General features: G+C 64.1%; 15 protein-coding genes. 7 read left to right on the top strand and 8 right to left on the bottom strand.

The annotated features are described in order from the left end of the window. Positions 1 to 95 precede the first annotated feature (95 nt). From AB0C34_RS18070 to AB0C34_RS18040, 7 genes are all read right to left on the bottom strand, one after another. Positions 96 to 368, bottom strand: a complete 273-nt coding sequence (locus AB0C34_RS18070; RefSeq protein WP_357073719.1) for a hypothetical protein — start codon at positions 366 to 368, stop codon at positions 96 to 98. Next, a complete protein-coding gene (locus AB0C34_RS18065; RefSeq protein ID WP_357073716.1) occupies positions 368 to 664 on the bottom strand; it encodes a hypothetical protein in 297 nt (98 codons plus the stop codon). Before AB0C34_RS18065 ends, AB0C34_RS18070 begins: the two co-directional genes overlap by 1 nt. A gap of 16 nt (positions 665 to 680) precedes the next feature. Continuing rightward, positions 681 to 1,316, bottom strand: coding sequence for a DUF6668 family protein (locus AB0C34_RS18060; protein ID WP_357073713.1), 636 nt, complete (start codon positions 1,314 to 1,316; stop codon positions 681 to 683). A 17-nt stretch (positions 1,317 to 1,333) separates the two neighbouring features. Continuing rightward, positions 1,334 to 2,845, bottom strand: a complete 1,512-nt coding sequence (locus AB0C34_RS18055; RefSeq protein ID WP_357073711.1) for a cutinase family protein — start codon at positions 2,843 to 2,845, stop codon at positions 1,334 to 1,336. An 8-nt stretch (positions 2,846 to 2,853) separates the two neighbouring features. Then, a complete protein-coding gene (locus AB0C34_RS18050; protein ID WP_357073709.1) occupies positions 2,854 to 3,579 on the bottom strand; it encodes a hypothetical protein in 726 nt (241 codons plus the stop codon). 108 nt (positions 3,580 to 3,687) lie between these two features. Continuing rightward, positions 3,688 to 4,731, bottom strand: a complete 1,044-nt coding sequence (locus AB0C34_RS18045) for a hypothetical protein (protein WP_357073707.1) — start codon at positions 4,729 to 4,731, stop codon at positions 3,688 to 3,690. Continuing rightward, on the bottom strand, positions 4,728 to 5,054 hold the full coding sequence (locus AB0C34_RS18040; RefSeq protein ID WP_357073705.1) for a hypothetical protein: 327 nt from the start codon (positions 5,052 to 5,054) through the stop codon (positions 4,728 to 4,730). The genes AB0C34_RS18045 and AB0C34_RS18040 overlap by 4 nt, the downstream gene beginning before the upstream one ends. A 1,282-nt stretch (positions 5,055 to 6,336) precedes the next feature. On the opposite strand from AB0C34_RS18040, the gene AB0C34_RS18035 reads away from it, so the two are divergent. The 5 genes from AB0C34_RS18035 (at position 6,337) to AB0C34_RS18015 (ending at position 11,421) form a co-directional block, all read left to right on the top strand. After that, positions 6,337 to 7,083, top strand: a complete 747-nt coding sequence (locus tag AB0C34_RS18035) for a helix-turn-helix transcriptional regulator (protein ID WP_357073702.1) — start codon at positions 6,337 to 6,339, stop codon at positions 7,081 to 7,083. Positions 7,084 to 7,508: 425 nt separating this feature from the next. Then, positions 7,509 to 7,742, top strand: a complete 234-nt coding sequence (locus AB0C34_RS18030) for a hypothetical protein (RefSeq protein WP_357073699.1) — start codon at positions 7,509 to 7,511, stop codon at positions 7,740 to 7,742. Between the two features lie 2 nt (positions 7,743 to 7,744). Then, complete coding sequence (locus AB0C34_RS18025; protein WP_357073696.1) at positions 7,745 to 9,451, top strand: zeta toxin family protein; 1,707 nt, start codon at positions 7,745 to 7,747, stop codon at positions 9,449 to 9,451. 19 nt (positions 9,452 to 9,470) lie between these two features. After that, the gene (locus tag AB0C34_RS18020) at positions 9,471 to 10,214 is read left to right on the top strand and encodes a hypothetical protein (RefSeq protein ID WP_357073694.1); all 744 of its coding nucleotides are present in this window, start codon (positions 9,471 to 9,473) and stop codon (positions 10,212 to 10,214) included. Positions 10,215 to 10,257: 43 nt separating this feature from the next. Further along, entirely contained in the window at positions 10,258 to 11,421 is a 1,164-nt protein-coding gene (locus AB0C34_RS18015; protein ID WP_357073691.1) for a hypothetical protein, read from the top strand. 143 nt (positions 11,422 to 11,564) lie between these two features. Here AB0C34_RS18015 and AB0C34_RS18010 read toward each other — a convergent pair whose 3' ends face one another. Beyond that, the gene (locus AB0C34_RS18010) at positions 11,565 to 12,851 is read right to left on the bottom strand and encodes a hypothetical protein (RefSeq protein ID WP_357073688.1); all 1,287 of its coding nucleotides are present in this window, start codon (positions 12,849 to 12,851) and stop codon (positions 11,565 to 11,567) included. Positions 12,852 to 13,896: 1,045 nt separating this feature from the next. Between AB0C34_RS18010 and mobF the strand changes: the two genes are divergently transcribed. Next, a complete protein-coding gene (gene mobF / locus AB0C34_RS18005) occupies positions 13,897 to 19,911 on the top strand; it encodes a MobF family relaxase (protein WP_357073806.1) in 6,015 nt (2,004 codons plus the stop codon). A gap of 183 nt (positions 19,912 to 20,094) precedes the next feature. Next, positions 20,095 to 21,897, top strand: coding sequence for a hypothetical protein (locus tag AB0C34_RS18000; RefSeq protein ID WP_357073686.1), 1,803 nt, complete (start codon positions 20,095 to 20,097; stop codon positions 21,895 to 21,897). The last annotated feature ends 55 nt before the right edge of the window (positions 21,898 to 21,952 follow it).

The raw sequence follows: 21,952 nt of genomic DNA, 5'->3' as shown, positions 1-21,952 counted from the left end.
ACTGTTTGGACTCGAGGTTGTGCCGCATCCAGCGGATGCCGCTGCAATCAGGACCAGAGCAAGTGAGTGATATAGGCGTGCTCGGCGCATTCGTCTCACCCGAGCAGTAGCCGGTTGGCGGCTGTGGCCGCCGACCCCAGAGTGGCGGCAGCGATGAGGATTCGGATGAGGGTGGACTCCTCAAGCAACTGGGTGGAAGCACTTGAGCGGCGCTGCCACACCAGGATCATCACCGTGGCGATAAACGAGGCACAGGCCAGAAGCGCACCGAACCACAAGAACCAACCGAAGATCTGTGTCAATGGCTCGGCTACTTGCCGGGGCACCAACTGCGGATCCGATGGCGGGCCGGCGGCGAGTGCGGGCATCAATGGAACACCAGCGTGTTGATAATGGTGCCGGCCATCGAGATCAGCGCGGCGCCGATCATGGCCCCGATCAATTTGCCCTGTGCATCACCACCACCACCGGACCATCGCTGGTAGGCCAACATGGCGGCCGCGACAATGAACCCGCCGATGGTGGCGATCACGGCCGCCCAGATAAACCAGGACAAGATCTGCAGGTATTTCGGGCTGCCTGGGGGTGCCTCGATGTGAGTGTTGATGTCTTGGGCGAGCAGTCCTGCCGCATCGTGGGCAGCGAGCGCGAGGGTGGTGATCACGGTGTGGTTCCTTTCATCAACTGCGGGTGGCCGCGGTGCGGGCGGCCGCGAAGATCGCTGATCCGATGGCGGCCAGCTCGGGATGGACAACCTCGGCGGGATCGGGTTTTGCGGCGAGGCGTTTCGAGGGTTCGGGTGCTGCGTCGCGGGGTGACCACTGCGGCATCTGATCGAGACTCAGCAGCCGATATACCGGGATGTAGGGGATCCGCCACGCGGTGGGCGCGAGCTCTTCGACCAAGTCGAGTTGACGGCGCAGTGTTTTCGGTAGCGCCCCATCGTGATCGGCGACAGCGACCAGCCCCAGCAACGTGCATCCGCCGATCAGGCCACCCGCGGCTTGTCGTAGCAGCACATGCGCGGATTGCAGGCCTACGCGGTGGGTGCGGGCCACGACCACGACGTTGCTGTAGCGGTCACCGCCTGGCCAGCCGCGCTGAGCGTCACCGGCCGGCGCCCATGTGCGTGCCAGGGTGCTGACTCCTGCTCCGCCGTGCGCGCCGACGAGCCAAAACGCCGGATGAGGAGTCGCGGCAGAGAGTGGGTGGTCCCACACCGGGGCCTGTTCGTGCTGTTGGGGAATGTTCAGCCCGACCGGCCCTGCACCGCGCGGGCTGTCCCCGCCGTGCGCGCTCAGCGCCGCTGTCGCCATGATCGGTACCTCCGCTGTCACTTCCCGGGCCCGGATGAGCCGCCGAGGATGGTTGAGGCCGCAAGCACCGGCTGAGCGGGTGAAGCCAGCAGCGGCCCGGGCCCGTCACTGCGTGTGGAGGGAGAGGGAGCGGGGGTGGCGGCGATGTCGGCGGCGGCCGCGGTTACCCAGTCGGTGACGTACTGGACCGGGCTTTGTCCGGTCGCCCCGACCGGCATGTTCGAGTAGCCGTTGGTGTGCTGCTGGGCGGTGTTCCAGTAGCGGGTGTCCATGGCGATCTGCACCAGGCCGGCGTTGTCGACAAGGCCTTGTTCGATCTCGTTGAACACCAACTTGACCGTGTTGTCGATGGTGACTGGTGGGATCAGCTTCAGTGCGGCGTCGGCGAGTTTGGTGCCCAGGATGCCGAGGGCGGCGAGAGGGTTCGCGACGCCCGCGGCAGCGATTTGGACGATCGTGGCTGGGTTGAGCAGATCTTTGGCGATGGTGATTGCCGCGCCGATGCCCATTCCGGCGATCTTGGTGACCGCTTTGATTGCTTGGGTGAGGGCGTCTTCGGGCCGGGCATGCGGATTGGTGGACTCCACGAGCCGGTCGAGCACGGTCGGGCCGGACGGGCGGACTTCGATCTTGCCGTTGCTGTAGGAGATGTGGTCGTTGACGAATTGGGCGCCTGTGTAGAGCAACGACTGCCCGACCGCTGTGCCGACGCTGGTGAGGATGCCGATCGGGTCGGAAAGGTCGAGTTTCGACTGGCCGGCGACGTTTGCCACGACGTGTGCCAGCGCGGCATCTGCTGGGGTGTCGCAGCTGAGGTCACCTGCCACGCAGAACGACCCGACTCGGCCCGCGATCGCTCCGAATGTCGCGCGGGTGGGGTTCGGAGCGATGCCACCGCCTTGGGGCGGGGGTACGGAGCCGAGCCTAACTTGGGACACTTGCTTGGATCGGGAGCCTGGGATGGGCTGCGGAGCGATCTGCTGGGGGGCGCTGAAGACCGCGGCACCTGGTGCACGGGTGGGGTCGCCGAACAAGGCGACGCCCGCAACACGGTCTGCGGTGATCGGTCCTGTGCCCGCGCCGATGTCGCGTGCTATCTCTGAGATGACCTCGGCGCCTTGGCTGTGCCCGATCAACATCACTCGCTGATTCGGGCAGCGGGTGGCCTGGTCAGCGAGCATGGTGCGGGCGGTAGAGATTCCGCCGGAGACTGATTGGTCGTAGGTGTCTTTGGAGCGGTCGAATGGCTTGCCACCGAACGATGCCGCATAGGGAAGGTAGGCGCGGGTGAGGACCGGTCGGCCACCAGTGTTGACCGTCGTTGCGGCTGCCAGTGCGATCTGGGCGCCGAAACCGGTGTCGATGTCGGGGTCGGCGTCGGCGGCAGATTCTGTTGTGCCGTTGGCGATCAGCAGGTGTAGCGGCGCACAGTCGTTTGCGGCGGGGTCGGCGTGCGCGACACCGGGGCCGTGGAAACTGGTGAGCAGAGCGGGCACTACGGCGAGGGCGGCAGCATAGGTGGGTTTCATCGCGGCAGTCACTTCCCGTTTCGTTCCACAACGCCGGTGATCAAGGCCCCGGTTGGGGAGTTAGGGGCGTCGATGGTGGTGATGGTTTGCTGGTAGTGCTCAAGGGTTCCGTCGGGGCGGCGGGCATACAGGTCGACCGCGTGGATGCCGCGCTCGACGGTTTGAGCCAGTTCGCAGTGGGTGGTGCCAGGCGGCACAGTCGTGATTCCTGCTGCGATGTCCTCAACCGACCCGACTCGCGCGTCCGGGGTGACGAGATTGCGCGCGGCGACGGCGTTGCGGTCGATGTAGTAGGCCTGTTCGAACGCTGCGATAGTGCGCCATCCTGGATCCGACGACGACGCGGTGATCGGTTGCCCAGGCCCGAGTTTGGCGCACCATGGCGTTACTGGGGTGCTGGTGGCCGACGCTGGGGCCGTTGGTAGTGGCGCCATAACGCTGTCGTTGTCGTCGGGCAGCGCCTGCAGCACGAGTGTCACTCCTGCTACGCCCAGCCCAAGCAGCGCCACCAACCCGACGATGGCCGGGCTCACGTTCCGACCGCCGTGTACACCGTGCCGCCGCGGTCGCGGTCGCGGTGTGGGACTTGCAGGCTCCGGGGTTGGTTCGGCGGTAGGACTGGTGAACCAGTCCTGGTCGCTGGTGATGTCGGGCACCACGCTGAGCGCCACTGCAGTTTCCGGCGGCGGCGCGGGGTCGTCGGCGGGAACATCGCTGAACCAGTCATCGGACATCGCCGACCTCCGCGTCAGCGATGCCGAGGCCTGCGACACCGAACTCGCGCACGAAACCATGCCCGAGTTCGGTGTCGACGGCGAGTGCACGCGGGTTCGCGAGCATGGTTAGCCCTCGGTGGGAGGCGCGGGCACTGGCGGATTCGTCAGCTGCCCCACCCACTGCTGGGCGGCGGTGACCGCGCCGGACACCAGGGCGTCCAGCGGCGCTGGTGCAGCGACCGGAATCGGGTCCGGTGCCGGCAGGATCTCCGGGATCGGCTTTGCCTCGATGAGAGCCGTTTCGGATGCGGGGGCGGGTGGCGGAGGCGGGTTGCTGCTGTCGCCCGCGCCGAACGCGGTGGCCACTGTGGCACCGACTGCTCCGCCGATGACACCGCCAGCGATCCAGGCGGGCACGCCCACGATCGCGGCTCCGGCCATGCATCCACCGATCCCGCCGACGGTCGCGCCCAGCGGCGCACCAACGCCTCCCGTAGCGGCACCCGCAACGATCCCGCCAGCTACCCCGCCGATCAGCATGCCGCCGAAGCAGCCGACAACGCCTCCGGTGAACGCGCCGATGTCGGCACCAACCGCGGCGCCGCCGTATGCGCCGGCGGTGGTGACGATCGGCAGCCGGTCAGCAGCTTCTCGGGGCAGACCGATTGCGTCACCGAACAACGCGACTTGGTAGACAGCGTTGTCGTTGTGTCGATTCCATTCGCGGACCAACGATTCGGAGGCCCAGTCAGGGCGGGGGTGGCTCTCGGTGCCCAAGTGCAGGGTCAACTCCGGCGGCGGTGAGGTCTCCTCACCGGCCTGGCCGTTAGCGAGCCGGTTTTCACTGCTGCTGTCGGGCACAGGTTCTGGCCAACTCGGGTCAGCCCAGTATTTCGCCAACGGGCGCTCCGGTCGCGGCGGTGGCGGATCCGGCAATGCCGCTGCCAGCCCCGCCCCCAGATCCGGCGCAGGCGTGACACCGGGCTGCTGCCCGCCGCGGGGACTCACACCTGCCTGCCCAGGTACCGGTGGCGTGGTGACGCCAGCCTGGGGTGCCGCCAGCGCTGAGCCGGATGCTGCGATCGTGATCACTACCGGCACCACTCCAGTGACCAGCAGCCTGCGTACCCGGCGACTGGCACCGCCTCGCTTGTCCCGATCAATGTTCATTGAGAGTCCTTTCTTCCCCAGCCGCCACGGTGTTCGGGCGGCTGGATGCCGCCGGAAAAGGCGGCGGGCATATTGGTCCGCAGGTCCGAGTAGCCGTCGCGGTGGATGTGGCTGGCGCGGACCGTTTCGAGAGCGATCCGGCCGCCTAGCCGTACAACTTCGTAGGCAGCGCGTGAACCGAGATGATCAGGGAAGCACCACTGTTTACCCATCGCCAGCACCGCGGCGCGGATCGGTGCTTCGTCTATACGCACGGTGTTGCGCGACCGGTTGTGGTGAGTCGTTTCAGGTTCAGCCGCCATGCACGGGAATTCGCCGCACAAGATCCGCGCCCGGTTGGGCTGCGGTGCGTCCGCTGTAGCCCAACCGGGCGCGGAGTTGCGGTGTGTGTGCCTGGCCGGCGGGCCGAGTCGGACATCGCATTCGTGCCGCCGAGGATGGGCCGTGCGCGCCGCGGCGGCACGACCCGTCTTCGGTAATCAGTGCGGAATCAGGTTCATCACGATCGAGACGACGTTGCCGAGCACCACCGTCGCGTTGGCAGCGATCATGACGCCGAGGTTGATCAAACTCAGAATTCCGGCCATGAGAGTTGTGTCCCTTCTTCAGCGGCATGCAGGTCGCATGCCGGCATGTTGACGCCTGCCGCCGTGGCGTGTTGCCACGGTCATCGGGTCGGCAGAGGTGTACGGAGCTGCCACAGGATGTGAGTGCGTGCGCTCCCTGGTCCTGTGGCGTAATCGGTGGTAGATGTCCCAGCGAGGCGTGATCACAGCTGGCACGGCGGGGCGGGCAATGTGTGGTGATCGCTGCACACGTGGACCGCTACGCCAGAAAAGTAGACTCGCCCCCTTTTATCGGTCCGAACTGGTCACTTCCGCGATTTCTCCAGATATTTTCGCGAATTACGCTTATCGGCGATTGAAGATCGGCCGCTGTGCAGTCCCCGGAAATACCGAGTAGAAGTCTCGCGGCACGCAACCGAAGGGTCAACCGATTCCACACAGCCTGTGTGCCTTCGGCCGAACCCAGCTTCTCCGGGCACGGATGTACAGAGGGTTTCAGGAAAGACTTATATGCGACGGTGGCCGTGGCGGGAGAATTCGTCGCCACGGCCACCGTATCCAGGAAGCGTGGCCCGACGTCGCGTTGGGGGACAGCAGAAGCGCCGGGCCACTGTGCGGCACAGCTCGAGGGGGACGAGCGGGCCGACAGGGTGAAGTCTACTGATCGCACGTCGACGCTAAAACCTGCAAAACTCCCACACGCTGTGTGCCCCAATGCGTTCGCGAACACCTACGGTGTGTCATCCGATCAGGTTGACCCACATCGACGGCCCACCCACCGCTCCTGCCACGACCGGATGGCCGCATCAACGAATCGTTGATGTTCAGATGCCCATTGGTCGGCTTAGGGTACCGAGAAGATTTATTCGACCCCACCGCCACATTTCACAGACTCGACGGCACATTTGGACGCGAGGTGGTAGAAGCCGCCGCCTTCTTGTAGCTCGATCGAGGATAGACGGGGGTCGAATTGAAAGCCAGGAAGGGGAGCTAGACCATGCCGGGGGCAAACAGTGCGCTAGTTGTCACACCACATAAATTGACGCTGCTCGGAAAAACGATGCGTCAATGCAGGGATCGCGCCGGAATCCCAAGAGATCAGCTCGCACCGAAAGCGTATATCACCCCTTCAACGCTGGAGAAATGGGAGTCCGGTGAGCGGTTGCCGACGCTGGACAAACTGAAGTACTGGTTCGACGCGTTGAAGCCCAACGACCTGTACCGCGAGAAAATCCTGTCTCTATCCAACCCCGCACTGTTTGAGCTGCAACTGGAGCTGGCTGCCAGTGCACGGCGAGCCGCACCGACCGCCGCAGAGATTCGGCAGTTGGAGTTGCTTCCATTCCCAGCCTGCTATCGCAGGCTACCCACCTACGACCTCATCGCCGCCAACGCCGCGTTCCGGCGCGCCTTCCCCGGCCTGGCGCCGGCACCACCGTCCGCGGCCCGTCCGACCAACATCATTGAATGGATGCTGCTGTCACCACTGTCACGCAAGATCGTCCAGGACTGGTATCGCCACACTCATGTCCTGGTCAACGCACTGCAGGTGCTGGCTTCCGGTGTCGTCCCGCAGGACCATCTCGATGCACTGGTTGCCTCATGCAGCCGCGCCAAAGAGTTTCACGCGATGTGGACAACCGATGTCGCGCCTGAGGATGTCCACAACACCGACCTGACCCTGCTCGACCCCTCCCGCAACCACTGGATCTCTTTCAACTCCAGCCCTTATCGGGCTGCCGCGCGAGGTAGCTGGGATCTGTACATGTTCACTCCCCGTGGCTGACCTAATGCGCCACTGGGCGCGGGACAACGGCTCGGGGGGCTCGCACGTGCCGGTGGGTTGCCTGCGTTGGCGACGTTCATTACCCCTAACCGTTTCGGCCTGCTGCTGTTTCGTACAACACCCACACGCGGTGTGCCTTGACCCCATTGCAGGGACGGATCGCGAGCACGAATGCTGGTTGTGGGGCACCTTGGTCGCTACGCCAGAGGTGAACCAGGACCTGTCAGACACAGCGGGGCGCCAGCATCCGCACTTCGCGACGCCAACTGCCGCGCCGGTACTTGGTGAGGTGAATCCTCCACTGGAGGACCGGGCCGCTCGTGAGGAGCGTGTCGGACGAAAGCACCTTTCGGTCGGTGTCGCCCGCTTCATGGCCTGTTGCTCGCCCGCCATTGGTACTGGCTGTCACCAGAGTTGGAGGGACGATGAGCGAAGACCCTTACGGGATCAGCTTGCGAGCGGTGACGCGGTTCGACTATGCCTGCTGCGTCCTGGCCACATTGATAGGGCATGCAAGTTCGCGCGCGGCGATCGACCCGATCTGGGCGGTGCGCCGCGACGAGTGGATGCATCGGCTGAACACACTCACTCCTCGCGATTCTGAGGCGGTGGGCTACGTGCTCGACGCCGATGTCGCCGCCCTGCGAGCGCTGGACTAGCCATGACCAGCTCCGAACCCGGCCACCATCGCTATAGCTTGTCGACCGAGCAGGCGGAGTACATCTTCCGCACTCAGATCGAACCGCAGTTGCTGAGATCCGCGGCGCCACAAAATTCGCCGATCGCGACTGTCTTCATCGGGCAGCGCGGCGCCGGGCAAGCGGCTTTCGCTACCAGCGTCGCCCACCACGAGTTTGCTGATCACACGCGGCCGGTCGTCATCAATGCTGACCTGTTTTCCCGATTTCATCCCGACTTCCGCCGGCTGACCCTCACGGAGATTGGAGGTGCCGTCACAGCGCGCCAGAAAGTGGCCGCCGATGCCTGTCGCTGGCTGGAGATGACTGTCGCGGAAGCAGCGCGACGGCGGTTGAATGTCATCGTCAGCGGCGAGTTCGCAACCCGGGACGAGCTCAACGCTGTTCTCACAAGCTTGGCGTTCACACCAGCTGGGGCTAAGCCGTACCGGATCGAAGCGGCTCTGATGGCGGTGCATCCTGCCGAAAGCTGGCTGGGGTGGCTGGCGACCTATCAACAAGGCTATGAAGATTTCGGTGCAGGTTGGGAGGTTGAGCCCGACCGGTTGGCGCATAATGCCAGCGATCGGCACATGTTGACTGTCGCCGACTGGCTCGACACCGATGAGCGGATCAGCGTGATCGGCGTCTACCGTCGTGAAGCCATCCCGCGTGACAGCGGCGGATGGGATCTTTTCCCTTACGCCGACCATTACCGCAGCGCGGATCCGTCACGCCCTACGCGTGAGGTACTCGAAGCCGTCCGTCGGCTGCCGTGGAGCTACAACTACAGCGTCATGTGGGGCGAGCTCTATAGCAGGCTGGCCATCCGAATGCGTCCTGAATGGACCGACGCGCTGAATCAGGCCCGTCACGATGCCCGCGGCGATGTGATCCACGATGCTGTGGAACTGCCGGATCCAACGTTCGACCCACTCGCTATCCGCATACACCGACCGGAGATCGTTGTCTTCGACGACTTCCACGCCGTCACTGCTGTCGACCTGGCCGTGGTCACCGAACTGGCGTTCCGGTACGCGCACGTCGAGATCGCGGTAGTCGACGAGACGGCCCGCCCTGAATCAGTGAAGGTTTGGCCCACCGACAATCTGCTCGACTTCTACGCCGAACGGCAGCAAGCCGCAGCGCAGGACTGGTTGCCCGCTGACGAGCGGGCGGCGATGTGGCGAACTGCGCTGGCCGCGAAAGGTATCAGTGAGGCCCGGATCTCCGTGACCGTGATCCCACCACCGGAATTCAACTGGACCCGATTCACCAAAGACAATCCCGTCACACGGTTCCACATCGGGATGATCACCAACGACAGTGATCACGCCGACCGTCGCCGTAACAGCCACTATCAGACAATTCTCAACCGCCGGATCACTGCGGTGTCGACTCCTGCACCTCGACCTGGAATCGCCGATGTAGCGCGCATGTACCAAGAAGGTGACCCGACCTGGCCTGATCTGCTGGCGCCGGGAGCTGCCACCGCGATTCCGCCGGATCGCATGTTCGGCCCCGTGATTTCACAGCTGCCGCCCATCGACCGCGATGGCCTGTGGGCGGCAGCTCGCGGCTGCCCGCATCACCTCAACAGCGCCACCAACACTCCCGACACCGACATCCCGTGTAACTCGCAGCCACCGGGCAATGAGGTCGGTGGCGTGGGGCCCGCTGCCGGATTCTGATCAGGGAAGGAACCGTCACGTGACCGAACCCAACCCCAATCCTTCACCTCAGGAAACTGTCTCCGAAATCGTCAACACAAGCTGGGCATCCACCAACCAGCCGACCTTCGACCCAGAGTCTGCATCGACATGGCAAGCGGTCAAGTCGGCGGCGGCGCAGTGGTTGGGCAGAGTTCGCGCCAGAAACACCGAGAGCCGAGACCCGTTGCGAGATGCGCCGACACGATATTCAGATCCCCCCGTCCTTTCAAGTGCCCGGCAGCAGACCATTGTTGAACCTGTTATCGACCGGCCTGTCGATCGCATCACTCTGCTGTGTTGGATAGATGATTTCCCTGATACAGAGTTCGCCGAAATGGACAACAGCGCCATCAACGATGCCGCGGCCCAGATCCGCAACAACCTCGACCGAAACGTACTGAGCCCCGCGGAGACCGATCGCGCCCGCGTGGTTGTCACCGCGATGGTCGAGGATGCGATGGAAGGAATTTCGTTCACGCACCACGCGCGCGCACTGATCGTGCTCGAGCACCGATTCCGAAGTTGGAAGCAGGCTCGGCCGTTCCTTCGGGACACAGCCCAGTCTGCCAATCGCGCCACGCTGACGGAGTCCGTTGCCACTGAGTCGCTCGATGCGGTGGTGCTTGCCCGCCCGCGAGCCTTGACCGCCGCATCACCAACCCATACCGCCAACAGTCCAGTTCCGGCCGGGGCGGAGCCCGTCGCCGCCATCGAACCTCCCGCCGTCGACGCGGCAATGTAGCTCAAACCATGCCCGCCCAGCCCGAATTCGAGGACAACTGCTCATGCCAGACGACACAGCATCCCCCTCCCCAGCCGGCGAACTCGCCGCGGCCACCATCGACGAGACCTCCAAAACCCTGACGCGCTGGCAAGGCTTCAACCCCGCAGGGGTCGGAGTGAGGGATCGGATTCAGGCAATCCTGCAACGGTGGCGGGCCCAGAATCCGGGCGTCGACAGTCCGCCGAGAAGTGTGCGCCACCAGATCAAGCGGGAGCTGCGTAGATATCACCGCGCCCAGGCAGTTGACCGCGCGGACGCCCGCAGCTACATCGAAGCCCGCGTCCGGCACTTTCACAACAAGGTTCGCGATGCCAGAAACTTTGAGCGCGACCAGTTGCACATCAACGCAGTCATCGAAGGCGCCACACCGGAGGTCGCACCACGCATCAAGGTTCCAGCACACCTACGCGAAGAACGCGAGGCGATAGCCGCGGACATCAGGTCGATTCACAGCCTTTCAAAGGAGGACCGCACGCAGGCGTTAATCGCCGTGTATACCGACAGCCCTGCCATCCCGGTCTTCCGCGCAGACCTCAAACTGCGTATGGACGTGCTGCGCTACCACCTCGACGGCCTCGGGCAGAAGATGGGGCACGGCTGGTCACAGGTACACACAACCGCTGTCGACCTGGCTGCCAGAGCGGCGGGCAAGCGCACCGACAACGCGCATGCTCCCGCTGCTGTCACTGCACAAGCCACCGCCCCGAACAAACAGCCGTTACCTGTAGATCCCGCTGCTACTAAAGCCCGCGCGGAGGCGCTGATCGAGTGGCTTGGCAGGCTGCCCGAACGAGTCGAGAATGAACCGTTCACCAGCCGCATCGTCGATGCCCTCAATCAGCACATCGACGGCATCGACGCTGAAATGGCCGATCGCGCCTTGCTTATCACCGCAGCTATCGTCAAGGACGCCAGACAAGATCTGCGGTTCGGGTCAGACCCGAAGGCATTGATGATGCTCGACGACGAAGCCTTCGCGGACTGGGTCGACTATCAGAGCAACCCTCCTGAAGGCAGTTCCTCCAACCAGAACGACTTGGAGGCAGCCATGTTGGCGCAACCGCGGCGCATGAGCGCTGCCGGTCCCGACGCTCAAATCGATGAAGCGGTCCCTGATTGCGACCCCGTTCCAGCGGTGGAACCCGCTGTTGAAGCTGGAGTTTGACGCTGAGGTCCGCGTGGAGGTGACAACAGCAGCCGGCGCTGGCGGCATGTCATCAAACAACTGGCGGGCGAGGGCCTGTGGTCGGCGCGAGGTCTGCCCCGTCACGTGCGCCGACCACAGGATGGCTCAAGCCTCTCGGTGCGCTACGCGGCACTGCTGGTGACGGTCAACTCGCGTGACTCGTCACCAGCTGATTCTGTTGGGTTCTCGGTTGGTGCTGTGTCGCCGGAATCGTGGCCGTACTGGGTACTCGATGTGGCTGATTGCGCCTGTTCCAGCTCCGCCTTGCGCTGTATGGTGGCTTGGTCGATGACCGGGCACCTGCCGCTCTTTTCAGTAGCTCGGAGGTATCGGCTCTTCAATTCATCGAGGTCAGTGGTGTCACATACCCATTTGGCTGCCATTTCTGCCTGCTCGAGCAATTGACGCCGTCGAGTCTCGTAGGCCCGGTTGACGATCGGCTGGTCCCGACCAACCTCACCTGCTATCGCGTTATGGCGGTCGTCCAGCTCCGAAATGCTGGTGATCTCGAGCATCTGGTGGGCCATTTCAATCAGCCGCAGGTGCCGACGATGCTTCTCGTAGGCCGTGGTCAACTTCGGATGGTCTCCGCCGAGTCGGTCGACGCACTCGCCACGCATGATCTCCAACTGTTCAAGGGCGGAGGCAGTGAACAGTTGCACCACCATCGCCTCGACCGAGGTACGCAGCACACGTGCTGCGATGGCGGCGGGATCGAAACGCAACTGGTCATAGATCAGGTCAGCGATTGTCAGATCGGGAAGTTCGGTCAGCAGGCCACCACGAGCATGTCGGTTGTTCGCGATGGTCAGTACAGGTGCTGCGCCGCAACGCAGTTGTACGCAGGCGGTGACTTGATACATCAGCTCCATTGGCAGGTCTGGCCGCCGGAACATCGTGTTGGTGGCTTTGGTGTCCTCGGCAGGGAAGGAGTCCGCGCGGGAGGTGACGAGAACGATGCCAGGGAATTCCATCAGCAACCACATCAGGCTTTGCCAGCGAGCATTCGCTTGACGCCAATGGCCTTTCTGCGGCTGGATGTCGACCTCAGGGTCGGCGGAAAGTCTCTCGGAGGCGGAGTCACTGCACAGTGCTTGCGCTGCTGCACCCGCTCGGGTGATGGCTGCCAGCTGGCTGACGGAGTTGATCACCAGCACAGTGGCAGCTCCCGCAGCGGCTGTGGTGAGGGCATAATCGCGCGCGGCTCTGACCTGAGTGAGGATGTCGTCCCAGCTTCCGTCGTGATCGAGCAGGTGGGCTCCATCGGTGGTGGTCAGGTATTCATCACCGTCGCGTTCTTCACCAACGTCGAGCCAGAACGTATCCCCGATATGCGGGTCGGTGGTGAAGGTGACGAGCATCTCGGCCATCTCCCCCCACGCGCCAGGATCGGCGTCGAACAGAATCAACGGACTGCACGGCCCGGCAGGCGGGCGAGTTCTGATGGCGGCTGTCGGGCGGAACTGGGTTGAGAACGCGCTATCCTCAGCGCGACCCGTATCGGATTCCATGTTTTCCTCTCTGGCGGGTCAGGGCCTCATATCGCGCGACTCTTGACCGGAGAAGCGATATGGGGCCCACTACGTTTCTTCAGCCCAAGACTCCTCGAACTCTGCTGAAACACAGTCAATTGCAAGGCGTCTCGCTGCCTGATGCCGACGCTATCACCACCCCTGCAACACCTGCAACGACATAAGGTAATTATGCTGAGAATTACGGACAAGCGAGCCTCTCTGGGTGATTTTGCGCCCCGGCCGGCACGCGTCAAGCTCTAACTACAGCCGCGTTCGATTGAGTCAGTGAACAAGAGTTGATGAATGTGGCTGCGACAGATCCCCCTATGATTCGATGAATCCAATGGAGACGAGCACGAGCATCAGGCGCCGGCCATCGGCCTCGGCCGCGGGCTAGGGACCGGCACGGGTTCCGCTGCGCGACGCGCAGATTTCGGTGGATGGAGTTGAGTTGGCCGTGCTGACTGAAAACCACCGATGATCTCGCGGACCACTTTGTCCCAGGGTTGTGCAACTGCTACTCTGCCGCGGAGCCGCGCCGTCAAGGTGGGGTTGGAAGTGAGCCACGGGAATTGCTCGACGCACGACGAGGCCCGTGGCTCGCGCCAAATCTGACACCTGATCCAACCTGGGTCGTTCAGTCCCCGAGCTGGTCGGGCTTCCCTGACACACTGGTCACGCTGCCCCGGCACGTCAGCAGGAGTCAACCAGGTCACGGGGCACCGGTACGACTACACCAGCGAACTGACTACTTCGACGACAAAGAACGACGCAGCGTGCAGGGGCATGGCTCCCGTCGCACCCTCGTGCATCTGGTTCTCCTGCCAAACTCGCCGGCCAATGCGCGAACGGCCGATGAGCAGTTGGGAAAGCCGTTGTCACACAGGGTGTCCGAGTAGGCACAGTTGATGATCAATAGCTGAATACGCTCAGGCTGGTGATGACGCTCCATGTACTGCATGGAGGCAACGGGTATCAGTATCTGACACGCACGGTCGCCTCCGCTGATGTGCGGCGATCGGCGGCCCAGAACCTGGCCGACTTCTACCAGGCTTCCGGCACCCCGCCGGGCGTGTGGTCCGGTCGCGGCGCGGAAATACTCGGGGTCACCGGCCAGATCACCACCGCGCAGATGCAGGCTCTGTTCGGTGAGGGCGTACACCCCAACACAGAGCAGATGCTTGCCGATGCTGCCGCGGCCGGTGTCCCTGTCGAAGAGTCGGTGGCAGCGACGCGGCTGGGGCAACCGTTCTATGCGCTGGGCCGGGCGAAGACACCTATCAGCGAAATTCACAAGCGTCTCGTGGCGTCCTTCACCGCTGGATGTGGACGGACGCCGTCCAGACGCGAGTGGGCGGCGATGCGACGCACGGCAGCGACAGAGCATCTCGCCACAGAAAGTGGCCGTGAACCGACGATGCGGGAGGTGCACAAAGCACTGGCTGACGAGCGTCGCCGGACGCGCCAGTCTGTAGCCGGCTACGACTGCACATTCACCGCCCCGAAATCGGTTGCCGGAGTCCTTTTCGCGCTGGGTAGCGACACGGTGCGACAGACGATTTGGCAAGCACATCTCGAATCCGTCCACGAGACCTTACGTTTCGCCGAGCAGCACTACGCCCTAGCCAAGCGCGGCCGCGGCGGGCCCCGGATAATCGATACCGAAGGCTTCACTGTTGCCCAATTCACGCATTGGGATAATCGGTCCGGCGATCCGAATCTGCACACCCACGCGGTGATCTCAGCGATGGTGCTCGGTGTCGATGGCCGCTGGAGCTGTCTCGACGCACGTCCCCTACATCATGCGGCGGTGGCGTTGTCATGCCGATACAACGCCACCATGATCGGGAAGCTGCAGCGGCGCTTGGGTGTGCGGTTCGAGGAACGCTCACGGGGGCGCGGAAAGAAGCCAGTGCTCGAGGTCGTGGGAATCCCGGAGGAGTTGATCCAGCTTTTCTCCCGTCGCGCGGAGATCCAGACGGCCACCGAGCAACTTGTCATCGAGTACCGCCGCCAGCACGGCCATTCCCCGAGCAAGGCCACCCAGATCCGGCTTGCGCAAGTAGCCACCCTTTCCACTCGCAGTGGCAAGCCCGTTCCCCGCGCGCTCCAAGACCAGCTCGCAGAGGCGGAGGCCCGCGCCGACGCATGGTTGGCCGAGATCGGCGACCATCGCAGCGGTCGCCAGTTGGTCGCCGACCTACTCGCTGATGCTGCCGAGGCATCCGCGCCAACCCGATACCACTCACGGTCGGTCGCCGTCGCCGCCGCAACCGCCGCCGGAGTCGACGCAGTTCGAGCAGGTGATCGAGAACTAGTCGCTGCGGCGGTCGATACCGAACTGCGACGGTTCCACTTCGACACCACCTCCGCACGGGCGGCCGCGCGAGATGAAGTTCTGGTTTTGCTCGCCCCCGGTGATTCCGAGAGTGTCATCGCTGAGGTGCAGCAGCGTCTACGGGCACGATTCGATGCCGAGAAGATCGCGGCAGATGTAGTCACCTCTGTCGCGACCCGGCGCGCTACGTGGACCGAAACCCACATCCGCGCCGAAACCGAGGACCAGATCGCCATCTGCGATTTCGCGGATGATGCCGCCCAGCGGGCATCAGTCGAGCAGGTTGTCGCGCTGGCGCGCGACAACCACAGCCTCCAGCTGGCAATCGATCCGGACCCGCCCCCCGCAGCGTTGCGGCGCCGCAACGGTGACAGCGTTTTCGCTGGCCCGTCGTCGACCACCATCCGCTACACCAGCGAGGCGGTGCTGGACGCGGAGGCAGCATTGCAGCAAGCTGCTCAACAGCCCACCCCGAATTTCGTGACGCGCGATGAGGTCACCGCGGCGGTCGCTGCTGTCGAACAAGCCAACACGAAACGTGGAGCGAAGCGGCGGTTGACGCTCGGGCAGCGGCGGGTTGTCGAGCATCTGTGCACAGCGGGCACACGACTGGCAGTAGCAGTTGGGCCGGCAGGTGCCGGTAAGACCACCGCGTTGCAGGCGGTGGTGCGAGCGTGGATGAATGCGGGACAGACTGTGATCGCGGTCAGCCCGCAAAAAAGCGCCGCCCGCGTGCTGGCCAACGATATCGGGATTCCCGCCGACACCATTGCATCTCTGCTGTGGGCGCACCGCAACGGAACCGGCGCGCCGATTTCGCCTGGAGCGATGATCCTCATCGACGAAGCGGGAATGGCCTCGACAGCCGATCTGGCAGCCCTGCAACAACTAGCTGATGCCACCGGCGCTGTCGTGCGCTGGGTCGGTGATCCGTGGCAGCTGTCGGCAGTCGAAGCAGGCGGTGCGCTACGGCTGATCGCCGCGGATACCCACGCTCCAGAGATGGGCACGGTGGTCCGATTCAAAGACCCCGCCGAGGCTGCTGCCACCCTGCATGTCCGCAACGGTGACCCCGCCCATGCCTGGCAGTTCTACGACAGCCACAACCGCGTCCATTCTGGTTTGGCCGCCGAATTGCGGGAGCAGATGCTCACCGCGCATCTGCGGGACATCGCGGAGGGAATGTCCTCGTTGATGATGGCTGCCACAACCGATGACGTGCACCGCCTCAACGGTGCCGCGCAGGCAGCGCACGCAGGCCGCGGCACCGTCGATGTCACCAGCAGCGCAGCGCAGCTGTCCGACGGGCATCGCGGGCATGTCGGTGACATCGTCGTCACGCGTCGAAACGCTCGACGGATTCGTGTCACCGGCGGCAGCCGAGATGGCAGCCCGGTCACCAACGGAGACCGATGGCGTGTGGTCACAGTGCATGCCGACGGATCGCTCACCGTGATCGGCGCCGACCATCGTGGCCGCGTTCACCTACCCGATCGGTATGTGATCGAGGACGTCGAACTCGGATATGCCTGCACCGTCCATAGGGCCCAGGGGGTCACGGTGGATCGTGCTCACCTGTTAATGAACACCAGCCTGGGCCGGGCCCTGGCCTATGTCGGGCTCTCGCGGGGGCGCATCTGGAACGGCCTCTACCTCGCCACCGACACCCTGCCTGATTCTGCACCACCCGAACGAGCACCCGACGAGCCTGCCACCGCTGGCGAGGTGTTCGCCCGGGTGCTCGCGCGTGACGACGACAACATCTCCGCCACTGAGGTGCTGCGTGAGGAGATGAACCGCCTTGACGATCCACGGCGGTTGACCGAGATCTACACCCACGCTTGCCACCTACTGGGCGTTGGTCTTGCCACAGAACTACTCGACCGCGCCCTCCCCGCTGTGCATTTCCGCCAGGTGCAGCGCGCACCCGCGTTCCCGCTGCTGGCCGATACCCTCACCGTCGCTGACCAGATCGGTATGGATGTTCCTGCCCTCATCAACGACATCGTCACCAACGGCGGCGTCGACGACCGCGGTGAAGCGTTGCTGTCGGCGCGTGACACCGCTGCACTGCTGTCGGCGCGCGCCGACAGGCTCATCGCCGCCCATCTCGATCCGTCTCGCTCCCCCGCCGGCGGCCGCCAGCCACATATCCGGGTTGCTGACACCGGCAGTGAACGGTTGCGCGCCGTCCGCGATGTCACGTTCACCACAGTGCCTCCGCTGCCGTCGCGGCACCCTGGGGTCGACCTCGAGCTCGCTGATTACGCAGGCAGACTTCGCAACCGCCTGATCGGTACGCAGAACACGCCACCTCTCCACGGGGAGGAATCCGCCGCGACCGCGCCAGCGCCGAGCCCGACAGTGAGCAGCGAAACACCAGAGTCTGCTGAGCCAGTCACTGCGCTCAGCGACCGCAGCGCCCGAGTCCGTGACGACTACGACTACTACGTGGGCAAACTGGCCCACGATCATGCACGCTATCTGCTGGATCACGCCCTCCCCCCGCAGGTACTCGCACATGTGCAGTCTGCCGGCGGTTGGTCGCTGCTGCTGGACACCATCGCGCTGGCCGACTGGCACGAGTTGAACCCCGCATCCCTTGTAGCCGAAATCACCAACGGTGATCTCGTGTTTCTTCTGCATGAGCGGGACGCCGCCAGCGTGCTGTGTGCGCGCGCAGACGCGTGGATCGCTAACCATGCGACAGCCACTTCGACTCTCAATCCCAGCGCTGAGCAGCAGTCAGTGACCGCCGGCGCGGTCTCCGGCGGCCGCAGCCGCGGCGTCTCAGTCGGTGGGCGGCGCGGCAGTCGATTCCGAGCCACGCGCGACCTGCCGCGCCCGCATGCGCTGCGCCCGATCCCACCTGCCCACCCGGGCATGGACACCATTACTGCGAACTACGCCGACGCACTATGTCAGCGACTGCTGAATCTTCCTGATGACGCACCCGATTGGCGGGCTAGGGCCAGTCAGCGCGCCAACCTCACCGCACTCACCGGTGGTGGTGACGACAGCGGCCCTGACGATCCTGATCTTCAACCGCCGCCCGACTACGACCTGGGTGCAGACCTCTGGGGCGAGCCAGACCCCCAACCCGACTGCGATGACGGGAGCGGCGAGGCTGGTGATGAATGGATCAGCGTCGCTGACGCTCACACCGATCAGCTTTACCTCGATCTCGCCCCGATCGACCGGGTAATTCGCATCGGATACGACCTTGCAGCCGCCGAAGCCCATGTCGCGCAGTTGCGTCAGGCTATCAACGACGGCTGCAGCGAGCATCAGCTCGCGATAGCGCCCCTGGTGAGGCGATGCCGCGAACGCGTCGACGCGCTGCGCCCGCTGCTGCTGGCTTACCGCGATGCCCATCAGCAAGCCGAAGACGCTGAACTCGACGCCGCGACCGCCGAGGACGCCTACCAGCAGGCTCTGCGACGCCAACCTGAACAGGCCGACGAACAGTTCCTGGCATTCCTGCACAACAAAGCAGCCGCGGTCGCAGACGATCCTGGCATACGGGCCAAGCTCGAAGGGATGCTCGACCAATACCGGGCTGCGATGACTGAGCGGGCCGCTGCAGAGGTGGACGCCGACATCGCCCAAGCGCGGCTACTCGCCGCCGATGCCCGCGCCTGGGCCGACGGGCTACGCGAAGAAGCTGACACTGCCAAACGTGAACTCGACGATGCGGCCGGCGCCGACGGCGTCGTTGATGAATCCGACGTGCACCGCATGCGGTTGTTGGGTGACGAGTTGGCCATCGACACGCTCAACTCCGCCCGGGCCGAGTTGCGGCGCTTACCGCCTTACCTGCACCGCGCTCGGATGGCGGCTGCGAACGAACTGCAGAGCAGCGGACTCGACCGGCGAACCGCCCTGGCCGAGATCGACCGACGCACCAGCACCCCAGGTAGCGATCATCATGGCGAAGACATCGGTGCCCGGATCGATTCGGGTACCGCTACCGACCAACCCGCAGCGGTCGATGAACAACAGCTGGCCGAGGAGTTGCGATCGGACCCGCTGCGGATGCGCAGCGACACCGACCTCGACCTCCTGGTTCGATCTCTCCGAAACACCGCAGGTCATGCCTATCCGTTCCTTGCCGATCCTGTGGTGTCGCAAGCAGAACGGGTCCGGGACATGCACGCCCGCCTGGCCAAACAGGTTGCAGCCATCGACGTCGCCGAGTGGGCCATGCTCGCAGCCGAACAAGACCGCGCCGACGCCCCCGCCCGCGAAGCTGTTGACGCAGCGACGACTGCTGCCGCTGCGCTGGGTGCACCACAGCATCGGTGGCCGGCGCTACGTGCCCGCGCAGCCGATACTGAGGCATTGGCCGCCGAGATTGCAGCAGCCGAACTGGCTGATGCCCGCGAACAGCAGTTACGTGAACAAGCCGACCAGCGTGCAGACCTCGCCGCTCAAGATCTCGCCACAGCGCTGGCCGAGCAGCGCCGCCGCGCCGAGTTGTCCCCAACCGCTGCGGAAGCCGAAACCCGGCTGCGCACCATGCTCGGGTTCCCGCTTTCTTCTACAGGAGATCTCGCAACACCCGCCGTGAGTGGAACCGTCAACCATGCACAGGCGGACACTGAGGCCGGACTCTGACGAGTCCTTCAAAACCATCACCGCGGGCCGAAAGCGGTTGACGGCCAGCAGGAGCCACCCCACTAGGCTCAGAACGCTGCGACTCGCATGCAGGTGCAGTTGCTGGAGCCGCAGCGCAGACCGGATGAAGAGTTCGGCTATCCCAGACCTGAAAGATTGGGCTTGGCATATAGATTCGTGGTTATGACAACAGCCGATCGTCCCTCCGCCGCTGAATCACTGGGACACAACGCTGCTGACGTCCATTCGACCGTCATGTCGCTGCGAGAGGCGGTCTTCGGCCCGCATGAGGAGCTGAACGCCTGGGTGCGCAATATCCTCGTCAGTCTCTGCGAAGTCCCACGATCGGAATCGGCTACCGAGAAGCTGCCCGATTTGTTGCGTGCGGCGATCGCCGGGTTGGGTCGTCCAGTCCACGAGATCGCCGCTGACCCGCTACTACGTGGAGCACTGTGTGACTGGGCGCACGTCACAGTGCCACGGTTGTTGCCGGTGCTGACCGAGCATGTCCACAGCGCGGTGAGCGCAATCCTGGCGTTGGGCGATGGATCACGCTATCAGCAGGACTGCCTGGGCGAGCTTGACACTGGTGAGGCGCTCGGGGAGCTGATGTTTATCGAACCAGGCAACGCCGATGGTGCTGATCAGCAAGCGATAGCAGCGTGGGACGGCAGTGCGGGATTCTGGCTGTCTACACCTGAAGTGACGTACTACAGGTTCATGCCGCATGGCGCCGAGTTCACCGCGGCGAAGACCGTGGTGATCCCGGCTCACCTCTACGTGGACGGTCGTGACGAAGGCGTCTTTCTGTTTCTGATGAAGTTGCGCACCGCGGACGGTCGTCTCATCAAAGGTGCGGAGATTGTGCGTGGACCCGAGCAGGGTTACGCGCTGATGGATCACGCCTTGGTGTGGTTCGATCGCGTGTGGCTACCGCGAGAGGCCCTGTTGGGTGGAGATTGGGCCTGGATGAACGCCGCTGGGCAGTTCGAGTGCAATCTGGAACCGCACCGGCGGTACCACCACGCGACCAGCATGATGGGAAATGGTCGCCTAGACCTTGCCAACGCAGCCATCAGCAGTGCCCGCGCCGGCTTGGTCGAGCTGGTCAACCACACCCGCCAGCAAAAACCCTACGGTGTGCCACTAGCTGCGGTTGTCGACGTAATGGAAGGCGCGGGGCAGGTCGACATCGCGCAGGAGATGGCTGCGGTTGTCGACGTGATGCAAGGCGTCGTGCAGCTCGACATCGCGCGAGAGATGGCTGCGGTGTATGCCACCAGCGTGTTGGGCCGGTGTATCCGTGACATGCGCGCAGCCCCCACCGGAGACGAGCAGATGCACGAGCTGTGGTCCAGGCTCGCCAAACCCCTGCTGTCCAACACCGCATATAAGACGTTGGGGATCTGCCGCGCACGGATAGGAGATCAAGGGGGACTGCGCGTCAACCGCATTGCAGACTGGGCAGGCAGCGTAGAGGCCATCATCACCGCCGAGTACCGCACCGCCGAATGCGACAACGAAACCATGCAGATCAAAGCAGGCAAAGCTCGTATAGACACGGCGTTGCAGCTACCCGAAACGCCGACAGAGATGCCGTGGTACATCGAGATGCTCGCGACGCGCGAAAACACGATCACGAATGAGTTGCGCGACGGCACCTACAAATCGGGAGGTACCGCGCTGGACGAAGACACAGCGGCCATCGAGCTGGCCGCCGCCGCTGGCGTACGGCTCGCCGCAACAGCCCTGTTTGCCGCCGCAACCACGACTAAGGAGCCGACCGCCAAGGAACTGCTCACGTCCCTGGCGGCGGACTACAGCCTGGAATGCATCTCGACCAATGCGCTGTGGTATCTGATGCGCCATTTGATGCCTGCGGACCTGGCGGCCAAGGTGTCCGATGAGTTGCTCTACCACCGCAAGCGGCTGATCCCCCATCTGCAGGAGCTGGCAGACGCCTTCGCGATGCCGGAATACCCCTGAACTCCCTGCGAGCATGACAGGATCTTGCGTTCAATGGACCCCGACACGAGTGAGC

It is taken from the genome of Nocardia sp. NPDC049220, from assembly GCF_040647855.1.
GTDB lineage: Bacteria > Actinomycetota > Actinomycetes > Mycobacteriales > Mycobacteriaceae > Nocardia.
This window is presented reverse-complemented; position numbering and strand designations above follow the sequence as displayed.

What these genes read in the sequence shown, in the direction of transcription:
- AB0C34_RS18000 (WP_357073686.1), top strand. Translation starts at nt 20,095, where the DNA reads ATGACAACAGCCGATCGTCCCTCCGCCGCTGAATCACTGGGACACAAC.
- mobF (WP_357073806.1), top strand. Translation starts at nt 13,897, where the DNA reads ATGACGCTCCATGTACTGCATGGAGGCAACGGGTATCAGTATCTGACA.
- AB0C34_RS18060 (WP_357073713.1), bottom strand. Translation starts at nt 1,316, where the DNA reads ATGGCGACAGCGGCGCTGAGCGCGCACGGCGGGGACAGCCCGCGCGGT.
- AB0C34_RS18050 (WP_357073709.1), bottom strand. Translation starts at nt 3,579, where the DNA reads ATGTCCGATGACTGGTTCAGCGATGTTCCCGCCGACGACCCCGCGCCG.
- AB0C34_RS18025 (WP_357073696.1), top strand. Translation starts at nt 7,745, where the DNA reads ATGACCAGCTCCGAACCCGGCCACCATCGCTATAGCTTGTCGACCGAG.
- AB0C34_RS18070 (WP_357073719.1), bottom strand. Translation starts at nt 368, where the DNA reads ATGCCCGCACTCGCCGCCGGCCCGCCATCGGATCCGCAGTTGGTGCCC.
- AB0C34_RS18045 (WP_357073707.1), bottom strand. Translation starts at nt 4,731, where the DNA reads ATGAACATTGATCGGGACAAGCGAGGCGGTGCCAGTCGCCGGGTACGC.
- AB0C34_RS18055 (WP_357073711.1), bottom strand. Translation starts at nt 2,845, where the DNA reads ATGAAACCCACCTATGCTGCCGCCCTCGCCGTAGTGCCCGCTCTGCTC.
- AB0C34_RS18015 (WP_357073691.1), top strand. Translation starts at nt 10,258, where the DNA reads ATGCCAGACGACACAGCATCCCCCTCCCCAGCCGGCGAACTCGCCGCG.
- AB0C34_RS18030 (WP_357073699.1), top strand. Translation starts at nt 7,509, where the DNA reads ATGAGCGAAGACCCTTACGGGATCAGCTTGCGAGCGGTGACGCGGTTC.